Source organism: Altererythrobacter sp. Z27 (genome assembly GCF_052683155.1).
The window spans coordinates 1,915,299-1,935,436 of the sequence record NZ_JBQYMC010000001.1; the positions used below are offsets into that span (position 1 = coordinate 1,915,299).

Below are 20,138 nucleotides of genomic sequence, written 5' to 3' on the forward strand. Positions count from 1 at the left end.
GGGACTGAGAGGGACGAGAGATGGGGGGTAAGGTCGCAATCGTGATGGGAAGCCAGTCGGACTGGCCGACCATGCAGAGCGCCGCCGAAGTGCTCGACGAGCTCGAAGTGGAATATGAAGCGCGGATCGTCTCAGCCCACCGCACTCCCGACCGCATGAGCGCCTTTGCCAAGGGCGCCGAAGGCGAAGGTTTCGACGTGATCATCGCGGGCGCGGGCGGTGCGGCGCATCTGCCGGGCATGATCGCGGCGATGACGCATCTGCCGGTGCTGGGCGTGCCGGTGCAGTCGAAAGCGCTTTCGGGCATGGATAGCCTGCTTTCGATCGTCCAGATGCCCGCAGGGATTCCCGTCGGCACGCTGGCGATCGGCGAAGCGGGTGCCAGCAATGCCGGGCTGATGGCGGCGGCGATCCTCGCGCTCAAGGACGAGGAATTGTCCGACCGGCTGCAGGATTGGCGCGCGGCACGCAGCGCGGCCGTGGCGGAGCATCCGCAAGACTGATGATCAAACCGGGCGGCACAATCGGGATATTGGGCGGCGGCCAGCTGGGTCGCATGATGGCCATGGCTGCGGCGCAGCTGGGCTATCGCTGCATCGGCTATGCGCCCGAAGGCGACAATGTCGCATCAGATGTCTGCGTCGATTTCTTCACCAAGGGCTGGGGCGACAAGGCTGCGCTGGCGGCCTTCGCTTCCAAATGCGACGTGGTGACCTGGGAATTCGAGAACGTCCCGCTTTCGACCGTCGCGGCGATCCCCGAGAACCTGCTGTGCCCGCACCCGCGCGCGCTCGAAACCGCGCAGGACCGGATCAAGGAAAAGCGCTTCGTCGAGGCGCTGGGCGGCACCCCAGCACCCTATGCCCCGGTCGATTCGGATCGCGACTTCGCCAGCGCAGTCGAGCGGATCGGCGCGCCGGGCATCCTCAAGACCGCGCGCGAAGGTTATGACGGCAAGGGCCAATGGCGCGTCGCCTCGCTGCGCGAGACCGACAGCGTGCGCTTCCCCGGCCGCCCCTGCGTTTACGAAGGAATGGTCGATTTCCTCGCGGAATTCTCGGTCATCATGGTGCGCAGCCACGATGGCGAAGTGCGCTTCTGGGATTCAACCGCGAATGTGCATGAGGGTGGTATGCTGGCGACCTCGACCCTGCCCGCGCCCGACGTAGTGGCAGAGCAGGTGGGCAAGGCACACGAGATCGCCCGGCAGACCGCAGAAGCGCTGGGCTATGTCGGCGTGCTCACGCTCGAATTCTTCGCCACCGCCAATGGCCCGGTGTTCAACGAGATGGCGCCGCGCGTGCACAATTCGGGCCACTGGACGATCGAAGGCGCAGCCACCAGCCAGTTCGAGAACCACATTCGCGCGATCTGCGGCCTGCCGCTCGGATCGACAGCAACCCGTTTCGAAACGATCGAATTGCGCAATATCGTCGGGCTCGACGCGCTCACCGCATACGAAATCCTCGCTGAAGACGGCGAAGCGCATTTGCATCTCTACGGCAAGAAGGAAGCGCGCGAAGGCCGCAAGATGGGCCATGTGACGCGGGTCGGCCCCGCCAGGGGATGACGATGGGCGACGCCCGAACCCACCGGGGCCTGTTCCTCATTTACGCCCGCGCCGCCAACGGCACGATCGGCATCGAAGGCAAGCTGCCGTGGCACCTGCCCGCCGATCTCAAACGCTTCAAGGCGCTGACCATGAACAAGCCGATGATCATGGGCCGCAAGACCTTCGAGAGTTTTCCCGCGCCGCTGCCTGGCCGCAGGCACATCGTGCTGACGCGCGACGAGGGCTGGCAAGCCGAAGGCGCCGAAGTCGCGCTGACGGTGGGCGAGGCATTGCAAATGGCGGGCGATTGCGAAGCGGCGGTGATCGGCGGCGCGCAGATCTATGCGCTGTTCTCGCCATTGGCCGACCGGGTCGAACTGACCGAAATCCACGCCGATTACGCGGGCGACACGCATATGCCGCCGCTTGCCGCCGGGGAGTGGCACGAGCTATTCCGCGAGGATCACCCGGCAGAGGGTGAGAGGCCCGCATTTTCCTTCGTCACATTGGAGCGCGCGCAATGACCAGCAAGACCCGCAAGATCGCCGGCGGACTGATCGGCACCGTCGCGCTCGCCATGATCGGCTTTTTCGCTTTCGCCCCCGGCTATTTCGAAGCGCAGACCAACCGGATCGACGGATTGCCGCTGCCCGAAGTGAGCGACGAAGCCCGCGCGCTGCACAGCACGCTGGAAATCGTCGATTTGCATTCGGACACGCTGCTGTGGAAGCGCAGCCTGCTCGACCGCGCCAGTCGCGGCCATATGGACCTGCCCCGGCTCGAAGACGGCAATGTCGCGCTGCAGGTGTTCTCGAGCGTAACCAAATCGCCCGAGGGGCAGAATTACGATTCGAACAGCGGCGACACCGACCAGATCACCCAGCTGGTGATGGCCCAGCTCCAGCCGGTGCGGACGTGGAACTCGCTGCTCGAACGCTCGCTCTATCACGCCGCCAAGCTCGAGCGCGCGGCGAAGGGGAGCTACGGCGAGCTGTGGCTGGTGCGCAGCGCCGCCGACCTTGGCAGTCTCGAAGCCGCGAGGGCGAAAGCCGCAACTCCCAAGCCGGTCGGCGCGATCTTCAGCGCCGAAGGGCTGCAGAACCTCGAAGGCGACATCGCCAATCTCGACAAGCTCTATTCGGCTGGCATGCGAATGGCGGGGCTGACCCATTTCTTCGACAACGACCTCGCCGGATCGATGCATGGCGAGGCCAAGGGCGGGCTCACACCGCTCGGGCGCCAAGTGGTGCAGGCGATGGAAGACAAGGGCATCGTGGTCGATATCGCGCATTGCAGCCGCCAATGCGTGGCCGATGTGCTGGCGATGGCGCGCCGCCCGGTGGTCTCGAGCCACGGCGGGGTGCAGGCGACCTGCAAGGTCAACCGCAACCTCACCGATGACGAGATTCGCGGCGTCGCCGCCACCGGCGGGCTGGTCGCGATCGGATATTGGGACGGCGCGGTGTGCGACACTTCGCCCGCCTCGATCGCCGCCGCGATGAAGCATGTGCGCGACCTGGTGGGGATCGAACATCTCGCGCTGGGCAGCGATTATGACGGCGCGACCACCGTGCGCTTCGACACATCGCAGCTGGTGCAGGTGACGCAGGCGCTGATGGATGCGGGCTTCAGCGAAGCCGAAATCCGCGCGGCGATGGGCGGCAATGCGCTGCGGCTGCTGCGCGACGGGCTGTTGCCGCTGGCTGAACTTCCCGCCCGCGAGGCCGCCGAATGAGGTGGCTCGACCATCGCGAGCCGATGCCCGAGGCGCTGCACGGCGCAGTGATCGCGCTCGGCAATTTCGACGGCTTCCATCGCGGCCACCAGGCGGTGGCGGGCGAAGCGATCCGCTGGGCGCATGAGGAAGGCCGCCCGTCAATCATCGCCACATTCGATCCGCATCCGGTGCGCTTCTTCCGCCCCGACGTGCCGCCGTTCCGCCTCACCACGCTGGAACAGCGGCAGGAGCTCTATCTCGCCGCCGGGGCCACCGCGATGCTGGTGTTCCATTTCGATGCCGAACTGGCGGGCACCAGCGCGGAAGACTTCATCTCCGAAATCCTCGTCAAGCGCTTCGGCGCACATGGCGTGGTGACCGGGGGCGACTTCACTTTCGGCAAGGGCGCGAAAGGCAATGTCGCGCTGCTGCGCGAGCTGGGCGGCGAACTCGGCCTTCAGAACCGCGTGGTCGAAGCGGTGGAGGACGGCAGCGAAGTCGTGTCCTCCAGTCGCATCCGCGACGCCTTGCGCGACGGCGACCCTGAAACCGCCGCGCGGCTGCTGACCCGCCCCTTCGCGATCCGCGGCATCGTGGAGCATGGCGACAAGCGCGGGCGCACCATCGGCTATCCCACCGCCAACCTCTCGATCGACAAATATCTGCGCCCCAAATACGGCATCTATGCCGTGACCGGGCGCATCCTTGCCACCGGCGAAGTGCTGAAGGGCGCGGCCAGCATTGGCATCCGCCCACAGTTCGAACCGCCCAAGGAATTGCTCGAACCGCATTTCTTCGACTTTTCCGGAGACCTCTACGGGCAGGAAATCGAAGTCGCCTTCCACCACTTCCTGCGGCCCGAAGCGAAGTTCGACAGCCTCGACGGCCTGATCGCGCAGATGGAGAAGGATTGCGAGGAAGCGCGCAAGCTTCTAAGCGCCCGCGCATAATGACTGAACAGCGCGACTACAGAGACACGGTCTTCCTGCCGAAGACCGATTTCCCCATGAAAGCCGGCCTTCCGCAGAAGGAGCCGGGCATTCAGGCGCGCTGGCAGCAGATCGACCTCTATCGCCGCTTGCGCGAAGCGCGCGCGGGCCGCGAGAAGTTCATCCTGCATGACGGCCCGCCCTACGCCAATGGCGACATGCACATCGGCCATGCGCTCAACCATATCCTGAAGGACATGGTGTGCCGCACGCACAATCTGCTGGGCATGGACGCGCCCTATGTGCCCGGCTGGGACTGCCACGGCCTGCCGATCGAATGGAAGATCGAGGAACAGTACCGCAAGCAGAAGAAGAACAAGGACGAGGTTCCCGCGAAGGAATTCCGCGCCGAATGCCGCGCCTATGCGCAGCACTGGGTCGATACCCAGCGCGAACAGCTGAAGCGGCTGGGCATCATGGGCGATTGGGACAATCCCTATCTCACCATGGATTTTCAGGCCGAAGCGACCATCGTTGCCGAGCTGATGAAGTTCGTCGATGCGGGCAATCTCTATCGCGGCGCCAAGCCGGTGATGTGGAGCCCGGTCGAAAAGACCGCGCTGGCCGAGGCCGAGGTCGAATATGAGGACATCGTCTCGACGCAGATCGACGTGGCGTTCGAGATCACGGAAAGCCCGATCCCCGAACTGGTCGGCGCGCATGCGGTGATCTGGACCACGACCCCGTGGACGATCCCGGTGAACCAGGCGATCGCCTATGGGCCGGAGGTATATTACCTGCACTTCGAGGCGAGCGACAACCGTCGTTACTTTGTAGCTTTTGACTTAGTCGACGAGTTTCTGAATCGAAGTGGGCTAACCCTCAAGCCCAGCCAGTTCTCTTCCGCAGAACTTGCTGATGCAGTCGGCAAGGTCGCCGACAACCAAGTCGTAGGCGCAGACCTCGCCGGAACCGTGGCGCGCCACCCGATGCACCATCTCGGCGGGTTCTACGCCACGCCGCGCCCATTCCTGGCGGGCGATTTCGTCACCACCGACAGCGGCACCGGCCTCGTCCATATGGCGCCCGACCATGGCGAGGACGATTTCGAGCTGTGCAAGGCGCATGGCCTGGAACCGCAATTCGCGGTCGACGATGCCGGGCTCTATCGCGACGACTGGCTGTGGCTGGGCGGAAACGACGAGCGCCGCCGCAGCGTGATCAATCCCAATTTCAACGCGCCTGACGGCCCGATCTGTTCGGATTTGCACGAAGCTGGCGCGCTGCTCGCCGCCAGCGCCGACTACCAGCACAGCTACCCGCACAGCTGGCGCTCGAAAGCCAAGGTGATCTTCCGCTGCACGCCGCAATGGTTCGTGCCGATGGACCGCCCGCTGGCGCATCTGCCCGCGCTCACCCGCGCCGAGCAGCGCTGGGAAAACGAAGGCGGCGACAACACTATCGACGAGGAAGCGACCGCCGGTTCTCCCTCCCTGCGCGAACTCGCGCTGCAGGCGATCGCCGACACGCGCTTCGTGCCCGAGAAAGGCCGCAACCGCATCGGCAGCATGGTCGAAGGGCGGCCCGACTGGGTGCTCAGCCGCCAGCGCGCCTGGGGCGTGCCGATCACGCTGTTCGTGCGCCCTGACGGATCCTATCTGCAGGACACTGCAGTCAACGCCCGCATCGTCGCCGCGATCCGCGAGCAGGGCGTCGACGCGTGGGAGGAATCGCGCAAGGCCGAATTCCTCGGCCCCGATCATAACCCCGACGATTACGAGATGGTGTTCGACATCCTCGACGTGTGGTTCGATTCGGGCTGCACCCATGCCTTCGTGCTCGAAAGCGGGCGCTGGCCGGACCTGCGCTGGCCCGCCGACCTTTACCTCGAAGGCAGCGACCAGCATCGCGGCTGGTTCCAGTCGAGCCTGCTACAGAGCTGCGCCACGCGCGGCCGCGCGCCATACGACCAGATCCTGACCCACGGCTTCACCATGGATGCCAAGGGCAAGAAGATGTCGAAGAGCCTCGGCAACACGATCGACCCGCTGAAGGTGATGGAAACCTATGGCGCGGACATCATCCGGCTGTGGGCGCTTTCGGTCGATTTCACCGAGGATCACCGCATCGGAGACGAGATCCTCAAGGGCGTGGCCGACCAGTATCGCAAACTGCGCAACACTTTCCGCTATTTGCTCGGCGCGCTCGACGGGTTCGATGAAAGCGAGCGGCTGGCACCGGGCGAAATGCCCGAGCTGGAGCGCTATGTTCTCGCGCTGCTGGGCGAGCTCGACGCCAAGCTGCGCCAGGCGGTGAAGGATTACGATTACAACAGCTACACGCGCGCGCTGATCGACTTCTGCAACGAGGATTTGTCGGCCTTCTTCTTCGATATCCGCAAGGACAGCCTCTATTGCGACGCTGCGGACGACCCGAAGCGCCGCGCCTATCGCAGCGTGCTCGACACATTGTTCCATGCGCTGGTGCGCTATGCCGCGCCGGTGCTGGTCTATACGGCGGAGGAAGTGTGGGGTTCGCGCTACCCAGATGGCGGCAGCGTCCATCTCAACGAATGGCCCGAACTTGCCGAAGCGAGCGCCGACATGGCGCGCTGGGCCAATCTGCGCGACCTGCGCGAGCAGGCCAACGAAGCAATCGAGCCGCTGCGGCGCGACAAGGTGATCCGTTCGAGCCTTGAAGCCGAACTCACCGTGCCCGCCGATGCCGTGCCCGAAGGCTTCAGCGACGCCGACCTTGCCGAACTGTTCATCACCGCGACAGTGACGCGCGGGCAGAGCGGCGACGTGACCGTCACCAAATCATCCGACCACAAATGCGGCCGTTGCTGGCGCCTGCTGCCCGAAGTTTCGGAAGACGGCGCGCTGTGTGGCCGGTGTGAAGAGGTCGTGCGCGAGGAGGTGGTCGGTGAGTGACCTCTTCACGCGCAACCGGCTGATCGGCCTCGGCATCGCCGCGCTGATTTTCGCCAGCGACCAGTTCGTGAAATGGCTGGTGATCGAGCCGCTGCAATTGCGCCAGCGCTATGTGATCGACCTGCTGCCTTTCTTCGACCTGCGCTACACCGAGAATCGCGGCGTATCGCTCGGCATGTTCGAAGCGACCAGCGCCGAAATGCGCTGGATCCTGGTGGGCATCACCGCGCTGATCGCGCTGGTGGTGGCGGTGTGGATGATGCGCGAGAAGCTGCTTGGCGATATCGTGGGGCTCGGCCTCATCCTTGGCGGCGCGCTCGGCAACATCGTCGATCGCAGCCAGCTTGGCTATGTCATCGACTATGCCGATTTCCATATCGGGGATTTCCGCCCCTTCCTGATTTTCAATGTCGCAGATGCCGCTATCACCATCGGCGTCGTGATTATCCTTGCCCGTTCCTTTTTCGTCGGCGAAAAGGACGCGCCGACGAGTTGAGCGGCCGCGACGCGGCCCATGGAGAGTAATGTAATGCCCAGCCTGAAGACCCCGATCCTCCTGATTGCCACCAGCGCGATGCTGGCCGGATGCGGCGGCAGCGGCATTTTCAACCGCGAGCGGCCCGACGAGTTCGCCGTTCAACGGCAGGCGCCGCTGGTGGTGCCGCCCGATTTCAACCTCGTCCCGCCCGCACCCGGCGCGCCGCGCCCGTCCGAAGGCACAGCCGCTGGCCAGGCGCTCGACGCATTGTTCGGCGGCCCCTCGCCGCGCAGCCCGGTGGAAACCAGCGCGCTCGACCGCGCCGGTACTGCGGCTCCCGGCATTCGCTCGTCGGTTGGCGATCCGGACACCAACACGGTCGCCAAGGGTAACGTCACCCGCGACATCGTCGCCGCGCCCGAAGGCGACGGCGCCAGCGCCCAGGCCGTAATACCTTCCTGATTTATCGCGAGGTTTGGTGCTGAACCGGCCTGCGCCTAGCAGGCCGGGCGGCTATTGCGGCCGCGACTAGGCTTCTTCCCTGCTAACCAACAATTTATCGATGCGGCGCCCGTCCATATCGACCACTTCGAAGCGCCAGCCCTGGTCGTGGAAATGGTCTCCCTCGTCGGGCAACTGCTTGAGCACGGACAGGACATAGCCCGCCGCAGTGCCGAATTCGCGGCTGTCTTCGTATTCCAGCCCCAGCCGGTCAGCCAGCACATCGGCCGAAAGCGCGCCCGAAACCAGAAGCGAGCCGTCTTCGCGCTCGATCACCAGCGGCCCTTCGCCCTGGTCCTGGTCGCTGACGAATTCGCCGACGATCGCCGTCAGCAGGTCGACCGGGGTGACGATGCCGTCGAGATGGCCGTATTCGTCATGCACCATCGCCATCGCGACTTCGGACTGCTGCAGCACCCGCAGCGCATCCATCGCGTCAAGCTGGTCAGGCACGACTTCCGCCTTGCGCATCAGCTTCCTGAGATCGACCTGCTTGCCTGCGACCAGCGTAGCGAGGACTTCGCGCACCCTGACGACGCCAAGGATCGTGTCGGGCGAACCCTCCGCCACTGGCAGCAGCGAATGCGGACTGTCCTCGATCCGCTGGCGGATCGCAGCCTCGTCTGCATTGGCGTCGATCCAGTCGACTTCGGGGCGCGGCGTCATCAATTCGCGCACCGGCCGCTCGGCCAGCCGCACCACACCGGCCAGGATCTGGTGCTGTTCGGCCTCGATCACGCCCGAGCGCGTGGCGTCGGCAAAGATCATGTGCAGCTCTTCGGCGGTGACCGAGGAATGCCCGCCCGGGCGCACGCCCATGAGGCGGATCAGCAGGCCGGAGGAGCTGTCGAGCACCCACACCAGCGGAGCGGCCAAGCGCGCCAGCATTGCCATGGGGCGCGCCATCGCCAGGGCGATCGGCACGGCATGGCGCAGCGCCAGCTGCTTGGGCACCAGCTCGCCCACAACCAGGCTGAAATAGGTCGTCAGCGCGATCACCAGCGCAAAGCCGGAATTGTCGGCCCATTCCGGGGGTACGCCCAGCGCTTCCAGCCGCTCGCCCACCGGGCCGCCAAGGCTCGCGCCCGAATAGGCGCCGGCGATGATGCCCACCAGCGTGATGCCGATCTGCACGGTCGAAAGGAACTTGCCCGGATCGGCCGCAAGGCTCAGCGCCACCCGCGCGCTGGCCGAGCCCTTGTCGCGCTTGGCGCGCAGGCGCGTCGGCTTGGCGGAGACGATCGCAAGCTCGGACATGGCGAATACGCCATTGAGCAGGATCAACCCCGCAATGATGATTGCATCTGGCCAGGGAAATGGTGTCACGACTGGAACCGCTAGCACAAATGCGACGGCTTGCCAGCTTCATTGCGCAGCAAGCTGCAAAGGCCTAGAAACATTGGAAGAGCGGCAGCCGCCTGCAGGGGAGGCGCAGCCGCCGGGGGCGTGAGAAGGCACCAACGCGTGCCGATGACTAGGAGAAATTCCATGAAAACATCACGTATCGTCCTTTCCAGCTTCGCGGCGGCTTCACTGGTCGCAACGAGCGGCTGCGTGACCGATCCCAACACGGGCGAGCAGAAAGTTTCGCGCACCGCCATCGGCGGCGTGGGCGGCGCGGTGCTCGGCGGCCTGCTGGGCGGCGCGATCGGCGGCAAGACCGGGCGCATCGTGGGCGCGGTCGCAGGCGGCGCGGCGGGCGGCTATGTCGGCTATCGCATGGACCAGCAGATCCGCGAGCTGAAGGAAGAGACCGAGGGCTCAGGCGTCGACGTAACCGAAGTCGACAATGGCCAGGCGATCCTCGTCAACCTGCCGGACGGCGTGACCTTCGATGTCGGCAGCGCCACGCTCAAGCCCGGTTTCCGCGAAACGCTCGACGGCGTGGCGGACAGCCTCATCAAATATCCCAACAGTCTGGTGGACGTTTACGGCCACACCGATTCGACCGGATCGGACGCCTTCAACCAGACGCTGTCGGAACGGCGCGCGCAAACCGTCGCCAACTACATGATGTCGCGCGGCGTCTCGCAGGCCCGCATCCGCTGGCAAGGCTTTGGCGAAACCATGCCGATTGCCGACAACGGGACCGAACAGGGCCGTGCGCGCAATCGCCGTGTCGAAATCAAGATCATCCCCTTCACCGAAGAGGAAGTGCGCGCCGCGCAGGCGCAGCAGCGGTAGGAATTCCGCTCACGGTAATGAATGCAGGGGGTTGGCCTTCGGGTCAGCCCCCGCTTTGCGGAGAGGCTTTTGGCGCCAGTTCCGCCGCGCGCTCGGCCAGCCGCGCAACCGCATCGGCGTGGATCTGCGGGGCGCAGACCAGCAGCCCGAAGGCACGCGGATCGCGCTTGTTGTAGCGCAGCTGGTCGCCGAACGCGTCGGTCACTTCGGCTCCCGCCTCGCGCGCGATCAGCGTCGCTGCGGCGATGTCCCATTCATAGCCCCAGCGCAGAGTGGCGACGAGATCGGCTTCGTCAGCTGCGACCATCGCGATCCTGAGCGCGATCGAATTCGGCTTGTCGACCAGCGTCAAGTCGCTGTCTTCGCGCGGCAAATGATCGGCCGGAACGCGCGACCCGCTGAAAATGGCGCGCCGTGAAGCGTGGAGCGGCGTGCCATTGCGCCATGCGCCCTTGCCTGCGATTCCGAGCCATTCCTCGCCCCGCGCGGGCGCATTGAGCATTCCGATCAGCGGGCGACCGGCACTTACCAGCGCGACCGACACCGCCCAGCCGCTGCGCCCGCGCAGGAAATCGCGCGTCCCGTCGATCGGATCGACCAGCCACACAAGGTCGCGCGGCAGGCGCGAACCGCAATCCGCCGTCTCTTCGGAAAGCCACCCGGCAGCGGGCAGCAGCGCGCCCAATTCGCGCTTGAGGAAAGTGTCGACCGCCAGGTCAGCCGCCGAAACCGGGGCGCCGGGGTGCTTCTCCCAGCTCTCCACCTGATTGCCTGCGCCCGGCCACAGATCATGCGCGATCCGCCCCGCTTCGCGGACAATCGCTTCAAGTCGCTGGCTGTCGATCACGGATACGGGCTGCCCATCATTTTGACAGCACCGGCACTGCACCGGGATTGGCCACTTTTCAAGGCGGCCAATCCATGCTTAGGCGCGCAGCAAACGATTCCGGCACAAGTTGCACACAAAGGACACGCCCCTCCCATGAACATTCATGAATACCAGGCCAAGGAACTGCTCGCGAAATATGGCATCGGCATCCCTGCCGGCTATGCCGCGCTGACCGTGGAAGAGGCCGTCGCCGGCGCCAAGCAGCTGCCCGGGCCGCTCTATGTCGTGAAGGCGCAGATCCATGCCGGCGGGCGCGGCAAGGGCAAGTTCAAGGAGCTGGGCCCTGACGCGAAGGGCGGCGTGCGCCTCGCCAAGTCGATCGAGGAAGTCGAAGCGAACGCGAAGGAAATGCTTGGCAACACGCTTGTCACCATCCAGACAGGCGAAGCGGGCAAGCAGGTCAACCGCCTCTACATCACCGACGGCGTCGACATCGCCAAGGAATACTATCTTTCGATGCTGGTCGACCGTGCATCGGGCCGTGTCGCCATGATCGTATCGACCGAAGGCGGGATGGACATCGAGGAAGTCGCCCATTCGACTCCCGAGAAGATCACGACCATCACGATCGACCCGGCACAGGGCTTCATGCCCCACCATGGCCGCGCAGTGGCTTTCGCGCTCAAGCTCACCGGCGACCTCAACAAGCAGGCGCAGAAGCTGGCGAAGCAGCTCTACACCGCCTTCATGGACCTCGACTGCGAAATGCTCGAGATCAATCCTCTGGTCGAAACCGTGGACGGCAAGCTGCTGGTGCTCGACACCAAGATGAGCTTCGACGGCAATGCGCTGTTCCGCCACAAGGATGTCGAAGCGCTGCGCGACGTGACCGAGGAAGACCCGGCCGAAGTCGAAGCCAGCGAATACGACCTCGCCTACATCAAGCTCGACGGCAACATCGGCTGCATGGTCAATGGCGCGGGCCTGGCCATGGCGACGATGGACATCATCAAGCTCAACGGCGCGTTCCCGGCCAACTTCCTCGACGTGGGCGGCGGCGCCACCACCGAGAAGGTGACCGCAGCGTTCAAGATCATCCTCAAGGACCCGGCGGTCGAAGGCATCCTCGTCAACATCTTCGGCGGCATCATGAAGTGCGACGTGATCGCCAACGGCATCATCCAGGCGGCGAAGGACGTGAACCTCTCGGTTCCGCTGGTGGTCCGCCTCGAAGGCACCAATGTCAACGAAGGCAAGGCGATCCTCGACAATTCGGGCCTGGCGATCGTCAGCGCCGACGATCTGGGCGACGCTGCGCGCAAGATCGTGGCCGAAGTGAAGAAGGCGGCCTGAACGCCGCGAACAGCCGGGGCTGCCCTCGCTTGACGTTTACGTAAACGCAAGCTAGGGCGCTCGACAGATTTGCAGAGGGAGGAACCCCCATGAAGATCCTCGTGCCCGTGAAACGGGTCATCGACTACAATGTGAAGCCGCGGGTGAAGGCGGATGGCACGGGTGTTGACCTGGCCAACGTCAAGATGAGCATGAACCCGTTCGACGAAATCGCGGTCGAAGAAGCGATCCGCATCAAGGAAGCCGGCAAGGCGACCGAGATCGTGGCGGTTTCGATCGGCCCGGCCAAGTCGCAGGAAACGCTGCGCACTGCGCTCGCCATGGGTGCCGACCGCGCGATCCTGGTCGAGACCGAGGAAGAGGTCGAACCGCTGGCGGTGGCCAAGATCCTCGAGGCGATCGCCGATGAGGAAGCTCCGGGCATCGTGATGCTGGGCAAGCAGTCGATTTCGGACGACAGCAACCAGACCGGCCAGATGCTCGCTGCGCTGATGGGGCGCCCGCAGGGCACCTTCGCCAATGAAGTCTCGGTCGATGCCGACAGCGTGACGGTGAAGCGCGAAGTCGACGGCGGCCTCGAAACGGTGAAGCTGTCGCTGCCCGCGATCATCACCACCGACCTGCGCCTCAACGAGCCGCGCTATGCTTCGCTGCCCAACATCATGAAGGCCAAGCAGAAGCCGCTCGCGACCAAGACCCCGGCCGACTACGGGGTCGACATCACGCCGCGCCTCAAGACCCTGACCGTGTCCGAACCGCCGGTGCGGCAGGCCGGGATCAAGGTTGCCGACGTCGACGAACTGGTCGGCAAGCTCAAGGCGCTGGGGATCGCGTAATTGGAACAATTTCCGTTCGTGCTGAGCCTGTCGAAGCATGAACGGCCCGTTCGAATGACCCTTCGACAAGCTCAGGGCGAACGGGCCAGATTGTAAGGAATTGGATATGAAGACTTTAGTCTGGGTCGAACACGACAACGCCTCGATGAAGGATGCCACGCTCGCCGCGGTCACCGCAGCGGGCAAGCTGGGCGAAGTGCACCTGCTGGTGGCCGGCAGCGGCTGCGGCGCAGTGGCCGATCAGGCCGCCAAGGTCGCCGGCGTGGGCAAGGTCCATGTCGCCGACGACGCGGCCTATGCCAACGGGCTGGCCGAGAACGTCGCTCCGCTTGTGGCGCAGCTGATGGCCGATCACGACGCTTTCGTCGCGCCCGCCACCACCACCGGCAAGAACATCGCGCCGCGCGTCGCCGCGCTGCTCGACGTGATGCAGATTTCGGACATTCTCTCGGTCGAAGGCCCCAAGACCTTCACCCGGCCGATCTATGCCGGCAACGCCATCGCCACTGTCGAAAGCTCCGATCCGAAGCTGGTGATCACCGTGCGCGGCACCGCTTTCGACAAGGCGGCGACCGAGGGCGGCTCGGCTGCGATCGAAGCCGTCTCGGGCCCCGGCGATGCCGGCCTGTCGAGCTTCGTCGGTGCGGAAATCGCCAAGAGCGAACGCCCCGAGCTGACCAGCGCCAAGGTGATCGTTTCGGGTGGCCGCGCACTCAAGGACGCGGAAACCTTCGAAGCGGTCATTACTCCGCTGGCGGACAAGCTGGGCGCCGGGATCGGCGCTTCGCGCGCCGCGGTGGACGCAGGCTATGTCCCGAACGACTACCAGGTCGGCCAGACCGGCAAGATCGTGGCGCCGGAAGTCTACATCGCAATCGGCATCTCGGGCGCGATCCAGCACCTCGCCGGCATGAAGGATTCCAAGACCATCATCGCCATCAACAAGGACGAGGATGCCCCGATCTTCCAGGTCGCGGACATCGGCCTCGTCGCCGACCTGTTCAAGGCTGTGCCGGAACTGACAGAGAAGCTGTAAGCTTCAGAGGTTCTTCAGTTTGAAATAGGCCTTCGGCAGGATACACCCCCAGTCGGAGGTCTTTTTTCATGATTGTGAGAACCGGATTCGCGGGAGTGATCGCAGCCTCGATACTTTGCGTGCCGGCGCTTTCCGCCGAAAGGTCCGACAAGGCGATAGTTCTCACCCCCAGCTCGAAGTGGAACGTCGATTTCGGCGACGAGAAATGTCGCCTGGCGCGGATTTTCGGCGAAGGCGACAACCGGCACATCCTGTTCATCGATCAGGGTGGGCCGAAGTCGAGCTTCGATCTTTCGATCGGCGGCCCCGCGTTCAAGCGGCTCAAGGACCCCCAGCGTATCGAGACACGCTTCGGGGAACTTCCAATCATCACGAAACGAACGCCAATGATGGGTGAAACCGCCGGTATCGGCACGACCCTGCTGTACTCGGGGTTCTCGTTCGGCAAGGTCGACGATCAGGACGAAGCAGAGGCGGGTGAATCTGGCGCTCAGCGTCGCAAGCTCCCCCAGCTCGACGTCGATCAGGCAAGGGAGATCGATCGAGTTACAGTCAGTTCGAGTGGGCGTTCGATCATCCTCGAAACAGGCAATCTGGGCGATCCTGTGGCGGTGCTCAACAGCTGCACACGCGGCATGCTCAAGGTTTGGGGGCTCGATCCGGTCGAACATGACACGCTCACCCGCCTGCCACGCTGGCTCAATCGTCAGGAAATCGTGCGCGCCATTGTGGCCCGCTACCCTTCAAAGGCGCTGCGCAAGGGCGAACAGGGAATCTTCCGTATGCGCGTGACCGTGGAGAAGGACGGGAGCGTTTCCGAATGCGACCTCGACAGCGCCACGATCACTGAATCGCTTCAGTCGCCAGCCTGCAAGGAAATGTTCAAGGCCCGGTTCGCACCGGCGCTCGACAAGGACGGGCAGCCAATGCGGTCGTTCCGCATGACCAATATCATATACAAGATCAGCTGACGCCCGAGTCCTCCACTCACATCAGCCCCGTGATCGCGTGCAGCGTCATCCCCACCAGCCCGCCCACGATAGTGCCGTTGATGCGGATGAACTGCAGGTCGCGCCCGACCGCGCTTTCGATCCGCCCGGTGATCGTCACCGCGTCCCAGCGCTTGACCGTCTCTGACACCAGCTGCACGATCTGCCCGCCATAGCGGGTGGCGACACCCACCATGGTGCGGCGGGCGAGCCGGTTGATCTGCATCTGCAGCCGCTCGTCCTGCTGCAGCGCGCGGCCCATTTCCACCAGCAGCTTGCGCATCTCGCCGCCCAGCGCATTTTCCGGATCGCGCGCGCGACGGATCAGCGAATGGCGGATCCGCTCCCACACGCCCATCCACCAATCGGCCACGGCGGGGTTCTCGATCAGGTCGCGCTTCATCGATTCGATCCGCTCGCGAGTGACGGGATCATGCTGCAGATCGTCCGCCAGCTTCGACAGGCCTTCCTCGATCTTGCTGCGCAGCGGATGCTCGGGATCGACCAGCACTTCGGCCAGCAGCTTGTAGAGCCCGTCGAGCACCGAGCCCGAAATGCGCTCGTCCAGCCCGGTCCAGCGCAGCACGGCATTGGCGCGCGATTCGATGATCTGGCGCACTGTGTCTTCATTGTCTTCCAGCGTCAGGCCCGCCCAGCGGATGAACCCGTCCATCAGCGGCATGTGCCGCCCGTCGGCGATCGCGCCTTCGAGCATCCGGCCGAGCAGTGGCGAAACGTCGATCTTGGCGAATTGCGCACCGAGCCCCGCGCGCACCTGGTTGCCCAGCCGGTCGGGATCGAGCGATTCGAGTACTTCGGCGAGCAGTTCCGCCGCCCCGCCCGCCAACCGCGAAGGGCCATCGCCTTCGCTGCCGCTGCGCGGTGGAGCGGTGAGGAAGTCCCCGATCGCCCGCGCGACATTCATCCCCGCCATGCGCCGCGCGACGACCGCCGGAGTCAGGAAATTCTCGCGCAGGAATTGCGCCATCGTGTCCGCGATGCGGTCCTTGTTCTCGGGGATGATCGCAGTGTGCGGGATCGGGATGCCGAGCGGATGCCGGAACAGCGCGGTCACCGCGAACCAGTCAGCCAGGCCGCCCACCATCGCCGCTTCGGCAAAGGCATTGGCATAACCCCATGCCGGATGGACCCCGATATAGGGATAGGACGAGAAGAACAGCACCGCCATCGCCGCCAGCATGCCAGTGGCGGTCCAGCGCATCCGGCGCGCACGATCCGCAGTGAGCGGCTCGCCGCCGAAACGGTAGGAAGTGGGTGGCGCGTGCACTGTCATCCACACGCGCCTAGCACATCTGGTGCGGAATTACTCAGCCGGCGTAGCCCCCGGATGCGCGACCCCGCCATGCTTGTCGTCGCCCGGACGATAGGTGAGGAAGCGATGCCGCAGCCAGGGCCCGATGCGCTTCTCTGCCCCGTCGGCCAGGCTGAAGCCGGCCGGCACGATCAGCAGCGTGAGCAGCGTCGACAGGATCAGACCGCCGATCACCACTGTGCCCATCGGCCCGCGCCATGCGCCGTCGCCCGAGATCGAGATCGCGGTGGGGATCATCCCCGCCGTCATCGCCACGGTCGTCATCACGATCGGCTGGGCACGCTTGTGCCCCGCTTCCATGATCGCGTCGCGCTTGCGCTTACCCGTCTCCATCTCCTCGATCGCGAAATCGATCAGCAGGATCGAGTTCTTCGAGACGATCCCCAGCAATAGCAGGATGCCGATCAGAACGGGGATCGAGAGCGGCTGGCCGACCAGCCAGACGAGGAACACGCCGCCCAAGGGAGCGAGAGCAAGCGAGGTCATGTTGACCAGCGGGCTCATCAACCGCTTGTAGAGCAGCACCAGCACCGCAAACACCAGCAACACGCCCGCAACCAGCGCAGTGCTGAAGTTCTGTTGCAGTTCGATCTGCAATTCGTCGGCGCCCACTGCGTCGCGGATCACACCCCTTGGCAGGGCATTGAGCGTCGGCAGCTTGTTGACCTGTTCCATCGCGTCGCCGCGCAACACGTTGGGGGCAAGGTCGGCGCCGATGAACACGCGGCGGTTCTGATTGTAGCGCTGGATCGTGGTCGGCCCGGCGCCAAAGCTGATGTCGGCCACCTGGTTCAGCGGCACCGAGCCGCCGGTCGCGATCGGGACGGGCAGGTTTTCGATCGTCGAGAGGTCCTGCCGCGACGAGACCGGAAGCTTGACGCGGATCGGAATCTGGCGATCCGAAAGCGAGAACTTGGCTGCGTTCTGCTCGATCTCGCCCATGGTCGCGATGCGGATCGCCTGGCTCAATGCAGCGGTGGTGACGCCGAGTTCCGCCGCGAGGTCTGGGCGCGGGCGGACGATCAGTTCGGGCCGGCGCAAGTCGGCCGAGATGCGCGGTGCTACAACCGATTTGAGCCCCTTCATTTCCTCGACGATCTTGGCTGCAGTGTCGTTGAGCAGCACAGGGTCGGAACCTGCCAGCATGACCGTGAGATCGCGCCCGCTGCCGCCGCCGCCGGGGCCCTGCTGCGAGCGGAAACGCACGCGAGCATCGGGGAACTGCGCCAGCGTCGTGCCAAGGTCGCGCTCGAACTCGAACGACTTCCGGTCGCGCTCGGGCGAAAGGGTCATGTAGATCGTGGCATTGCCTTCGCGGGTAACCTGGAGCGCCCGCTCGACTTCGGGCTGCTCTAGCATCAGCTGGGCGACTTCGCCTGCGACCTGTTTGGTCGTGGCCAGCGTGGTGCCCGGCACCATCTCGACTTCGACCTGGCTGTTGTCGTCATCCACTTCGGGGTCGAACTGGAACGGCAGGCTCATGAACAGCAGGATGGTGAGCAGGAAAGAGAAGTAGCCGATCCCGAGCATCCAAACGCGATGGTCAAGGAAGCGCGCTTCCAGATACCGCCAGGTAGCGGAAATCCGCGAGCCGAGCAGGCGCGTGGCAAAGCGGAAAATCCGCAGGATGGCCAGCACCGAAAGGAAGCCGACCGCTGTGACCAGCGCAAGCTCGACGATCATCAGCATGCGCGCAATGACGAAGCCGACGCCCTGTGCGGGGTCGAGCCCGACTGCCGTTACCGGCATGTTGTGAATCGCGACGCCTGACAGGACATTCCACAGGCTGAACACGACTACGCCCGAACCGATGATCAGCAGCAGGACCAGCAGGATGAAAGAGATCACATAGAGCCAGCGGTGGTTTGGTCCGGGAAGGCCCTCGCGGCTTGCCACAAGCTTGCCGCGATGGAGCGACCATTCCAGCACCTTCATATAGCGGTCCATCCACGGCCCTTCGCCATGCGAGGCATGGCCTTTGGCCTTGAGGAAATAGGCCGCCATCATCGGCGTGATCATTCGCGCGACCGCAAGGCTCATCATCACTGCGGCGACGATAGTCAGGCCGAAATTCTTGAAGAACTGGCCCGACACGCCGGGCATCAGGCCCACTGGCAGGAACACCGCGACGATACAGAAAGAGGTCGAGACCACTGCCAGGCCGATCTCGTCCGCCGCATCAATCGACGCCTGATAGGCGCTCTTGCCCATTCGCATGTGCCGCACGATGTTTTCGATCTCCACGATCGCATCGTCGACCAGCACGCCCGCCACCAGGCCAAGGGCCAGCAGTGACAAAGAGTTGAGGTTGAAGCCCAGCAAATCCATGAACCAGAAGGTCGGGATCGCCGACAGCGGGATCGCAACCGCCGAAATCATCGTGGCGCGCCAGTCGCGCAGGAACAGGAACACCACCACCACGGCCAGGATCGCGCCTTCGACCATGGCGCGGATCGAGCTCTGGTACTGGTCCTCGGTATATTTGACTGTGTTGAAGAGCTGCACGAACTTGACGTTCGGATTGTCCTTCTGGATCTGGTCGAGCACTTCGCGCGCGCCATTATAGACGGTGACATCGGAAGCGCCCTTGGCGCGGACCAGCCGGAAGTTGACGACTTCGCGCCCGTTGAGCGTGGCGAGCGAGGTCTGTTCGCTATAGCCGTCGCGCACCGTGGCGACATCGGCCAGGCGGATCGTACGCCCGCCGCCGAGCTGGATCTGGCGCTGCGAAAGCTCGTAGGCGTTCGCATTATTGCCGAGCACGCGCACTGACTGGCGCGTGCCGCCGACTTCAGCCATGCCGCCGCCGGCATCGAGGTTGGACTGGCGCAACACGGCATTGAGCTGGCCCGCAGTCACGCCCAGCGAGCGCATCTTCACCGGATCGAGCAGGACTTCGATCTCGCGATCGACCCCGCCGAACCGGCTGACTTCCGCCATGCCCTCGATCGCCAGAAGCCGCTTGGCGACCGTGTCGTCGATGAACCAGCTGAGCTGCTCGATCGTCATGTCGCTGGCTTCGACGGCAAAGATGCCGAGGAAGCCGCCCGCGATATCGACCCGCGTCACGCGCGGTTCGAGAATCCCGTCAGGCAGGCTGCCGCGAACCGTGTCGACTGCATTCTTGACGTCGGCGACCGCGATGTTCGGGTCGATCCCGATCTCGAATTCGACGAAAGTGTTGGAGGAACCTTCGCGCGCGGTCGAGCTGATGTTGCGCACGCCATTGAGCGAACGCACCGCCGATTCGACCTGCTGGGTGATCTGGTTCTCGATCTCGGTCGGCGCGGCGCCAGGCTGCGAAATGGTGACGTTGACACCCGGAAATTCGATATCCGGATTGTTGACGACATCCATCCGCATGAAGCTGAACACACCGGCGAACAACAGTGCGGTGAAAAACACCAGCGGAATCACCGGGTTGCGGATCGACCAGGCAGAGAGATTGCGAAAGTTCACTGGATTGCC

The 20,138-nt window shown here is 64.5% G+C and carries 17 protein-coding genes; 13 read left to right on the top strand and 4 right to left on the bottom strand.

Going from position 1 to position 20,138, the window contains the following annotated elements; translation table 11 throughout:
• Positions 1–20 precede the first annotated feature (20 nt).
• Genes purE through ACUJ47_RS09385 form a run of 8 tightly spaced genes read left to right on the top strand, consistent with a single transcriptional unit; the run spans position 21 to position 8,071 of the window.
• The gene (gene purE / locus ACUJ47_RS09350; RefSeq protein ID WP_445538131.1) at positions 21–503 is read left to right on the top strand and encodes a 5-(carboxyamino)imidazole ribonucleotide mutase; all 483 of its coding nucleotides are present in this window, start codon (positions 21–23) and stop codon (positions 501–503) included.
• Positions 503–1,570 (top strand): 5-(carboxyamino)imidazole ribonucleotide synthase, encoded by a 1,068-nt coding sequence (locus ACUJ47_RS09355; RefSeq protein WP_445538132.1) that lies wholly within the window; start codon positions 503–505, stop codon positions 1,568–1,570. Before purE ends, ACUJ47_RS09355 begins: the two co-directional genes overlap by 1 nt.
• On the top strand, positions 1,567–2,076 hold the full coding sequence (locus ACUJ47_RS09360; protein WP_445538133.1) for a dihydrofolate reductase: 510 nt from the start codon (positions 1,567–1,569) through the stop codon (positions 2,074–2,076). Before ACUJ47_RS09355 ends, ACUJ47_RS09360 begins: the two co-directional genes overlap by 4 nt.
• Positions 2,073–3,287 carry a dipeptidase gene (locus ACUJ47_RS09365; protein WP_445538134.1) on the top strand — a complete coding sequence of 405 codons (1,215 nt, stop codon included), beginning with the start codon at positions 2,073–2,075 and terminating at the stop codon, positions 3,285–3,287. Before ACUJ47_RS09360 ends, ACUJ47_RS09365 begins: the two co-directional genes overlap by 4 nt.
• Positions 3,284–4,219: a bifunctional riboflavin kinase/FAD synthetase gene (locus tag ACUJ47_RS09370; RefSeq protein ID WP_445538135.1), complete on the top strand. Its 936-nt coding sequence runs from the start codon at positions 3,284–3,286 to the stop codon at positions 4,217–4,219. The genes ACUJ47_RS09365 and ACUJ47_RS09370 overlap by 4 nt, the downstream gene beginning before the upstream one ends.
• Entirely contained in the window at positions 4,219–7,131 is a 2,913-nt protein-coding gene (ileS, locus tag ACUJ47_RS09375) for an isoleucine--tRNA ligase (protein ID WP_445538136.1), read from the top strand. The genes ACUJ47_RS09370 and ileS overlap by 1 nt, the downstream gene beginning before the upstream one ends.
• A complete protein-coding gene (lspA, locus tag ACUJ47_RS09380; RefSeq protein ID WP_445538137.1) occupies positions 7,124–7,627 on the top strand; it encodes a signal peptidase II in 504 nt (167 codons plus the stop codon). The genes ileS and lspA overlap by 8 nt, the downstream gene beginning before the upstream one ends.
• Before the next feature lie 33 nt (positions 7,628–7,660).
• The gene (locus ACUJ47_RS09385) at positions 7,661–8,071 is read left to right on the top strand and encodes a DUF3035 domain-containing protein (protein ID WP_445538138.1); all 411 of its coding nucleotides are present in this window, start codon (positions 7,661–7,663) and stop codon (positions 8,069–8,071) included.
• Between the two features lie 66 nt (positions 8,072–8,137).
• Here ACUJ47_RS09385 and ACUJ47_RS09390 read toward each other — a convergent pair whose 3' ends face one another.
• Positions 8,138–9,436, bottom strand: a complete 1,299-nt coding sequence (locus ACUJ47_RS09390; protein ID WP_445538139.1) for a hemolysin family protein — start codon at positions 9,434–9,436, stop codon at positions 8,138–8,140.
• Positions 9,437–9,598: 162 nt separating this feature from the next.
• On the opposite strand from ACUJ47_RS09390, the gene ACUJ47_RS09395 reads away from it, so the two are divergent.
• Positions 9,599–10,294, top strand: a complete 696-nt coding sequence (locus tag ACUJ47_RS09395) for an OmpA family protein (protein WP_445538140.1) — start codon at positions 9,599–9,601, stop codon at positions 10,292–10,294.
• Between the two features lie 43 nt (positions 10,295–10,337).
• Here ACUJ47_RS09395 and ACUJ47_RS09400 read toward each other — a convergent pair whose 3' ends face one another.
• Positions 10,338–11,141 carry a 3'(2'),5'-bisphosphate nucleotidase CysQ gene (locus ACUJ47_RS09400; RefSeq protein WP_445538141.1) on the bottom strand — a complete coding sequence of 268 codons (804 nt, stop codon included), beginning with the start codon at positions 11,139–11,141 and terminating at the stop codon, positions 10,338–10,340.
• A 135-nt stretch (positions 11,142–11,276) separates the two neighbouring features.
• Here ACUJ47_RS09400 and sucC point away from each other — a divergent pair, with 135 nt between their 5' ends.
• From sucC to ACUJ47_RS09420, 4 genes are all read left to right on the top strand, one after another.
• Positions 11,277–12,476 (top strand): ADP-forming succinate--CoA ligase subunit beta, encoded by a 1,200-nt coding sequence (gene sucC / locus ACUJ47_RS09405; RefSeq protein ID WP_445538142.1) that lies wholly within the window; start codon positions 11,277–11,279, stop codon positions 12,474–12,476.
• An 89-nt stretch (positions 12,477–12,565) separates the two neighbouring features.
• Positions 12,566–13,312, top strand: coding sequence for an electron transfer flavoprotein subunit beta/FixA family protein (locus ACUJ47_RS09410; protein ID WP_445538143.1), 747 nt, complete (start codon positions 12,566–12,568; stop codon positions 13,310–13,312).
• Positions 13,313–13,418: 106 nt separating this feature from the next.
• On the top strand, positions 13,419–14,348 hold the full coding sequence (locus ACUJ47_RS09415; RefSeq protein ID WP_445538144.1) for an electron transfer flavoprotein subunit alpha/FixB family protein: 930 nt from the start codon (positions 13,419–13,421) through the stop codon (positions 14,346–14,348).
• Between the two features lie 68 nt (positions 14,349–14,416).
• Positions 14,417–15,319, top strand: a complete 903-nt coding sequence (locus tag ACUJ47_RS09420) for a TonB family protein (protein ID WP_445538145.1) — start codon at positions 14,417–14,419, stop codon at positions 15,317–15,319.
• 16 nt (positions 15,320–15,335) lie between these two features.
• Here ACUJ47_RS09420 and ACUJ47_RS09425 read toward each other — a convergent pair whose 3' ends face one another.
• A complete protein-coding gene (locus tag ACUJ47_RS09425) occupies positions 15,336–16,559 on the bottom strand; it encodes a DUF445 domain-containing protein (protein ID WP_445538882.1) in 1,224 nt (407 codons plus the stop codon).
• Between the two features lie 102 nt (positions 16,560–16,661).
• Positions 16,662–20,129 carry an efflux RND transporter permease subunit gene (locus ACUJ47_RS09430; RefSeq protein ID WP_445538146.1) on the bottom strand — a complete coding sequence of 1,156 codons (3,468 nt, stop codon included), beginning with the start codon at positions 20,127–20,129 and terminating at the stop codon, positions 16,662–16,664.
• Between the last annotated feature and the right edge of the window lie 9 nt (positions 20,130–20,138).

Coding starts and splice junctions, on each gene's coding strand:
- purE (WP_445538131.1), top strand. CDS start 21: ATGGGGGGTAAGGTCGCAATCGTGATGGGAAGCCAGTCGGACTGGCCG.
- ACUJ47_RS09355 (WP_445538132.1), top strand. CDS start 503: ATGATCAAACCGGGCGGCACAATCGGGATATTGGGCGGCGGCCAGCTG.
- ACUJ47_RS09360 (WP_445538133.1), top strand. CDS start 1,567: ATGACGATGGGCGACGCCCGAACCCACCGGGGCCTGTTCCTCATTTAC.
- ACUJ47_RS09365 (WP_445538134.1), top strand. CDS start 2,073: ATGACCAGCAAGACCCGCAAGATCGCCGGCGGACTGATCGGCACCGTC.
- ACUJ47_RS09370 (WP_445538135.1), top strand. CDS start 3,284: ATGAGGTGGCTCGACCATCGCGAGCCGATGCCCGAGGCGCTGCACGGC.
- ileS (WP_445538136.1), top strand. CDS start 4,219: ATGACTGAACAGCGCGACTACAGAGACACGGTCTTCCTGCCGAAGACC.
- ACUJ47_RS09385 (WP_445538138.1), top strand. CDS start 7,661: ATGCCCAGCCTGAAGACCCCGATCCTCCTGATTGCCACCAGCGCGATG.
- ACUJ47_RS09395 (WP_445538140.1), top strand. CDS start 9,599: ATGAAAACATCACGTATCGTCCTTTCCAGCTTCGCGGCGGCTTCACTG.
- sucC (WP_445538142.1), top strand. CDS start 11,277: ATGAACATTCATGAATACCAGGCCAAGGAACTGCTCGCGAAATATGGC.
- ACUJ47_RS09410 (WP_445538143.1), top strand. CDS start 12,566: ATGAAGATCCTCGTGCCCGTGAAACGGGTCATCGACTACAATGTGAAG.
- ACUJ47_RS09415 (WP_445538144.1), top strand. CDS start 13,419: ATGAAGACTTTAGTCTGGGTCGAACACGACAACGCCTCGATGAAGGAT.
- ACUJ47_RS09420 (WP_445538145.1), top strand. CDS start 14,417: ATGATTGTGAGAACCGGATTCGCGGGAGTGATCGCAGCCTCGATACTT.
- ACUJ47_RS09425 (WP_445538882.1), bottom strand. CDS start 16,559: ATGCGCTGGACCGCCACTGGCATGCTGGCGGCGATGGCGGTGCTGTTC.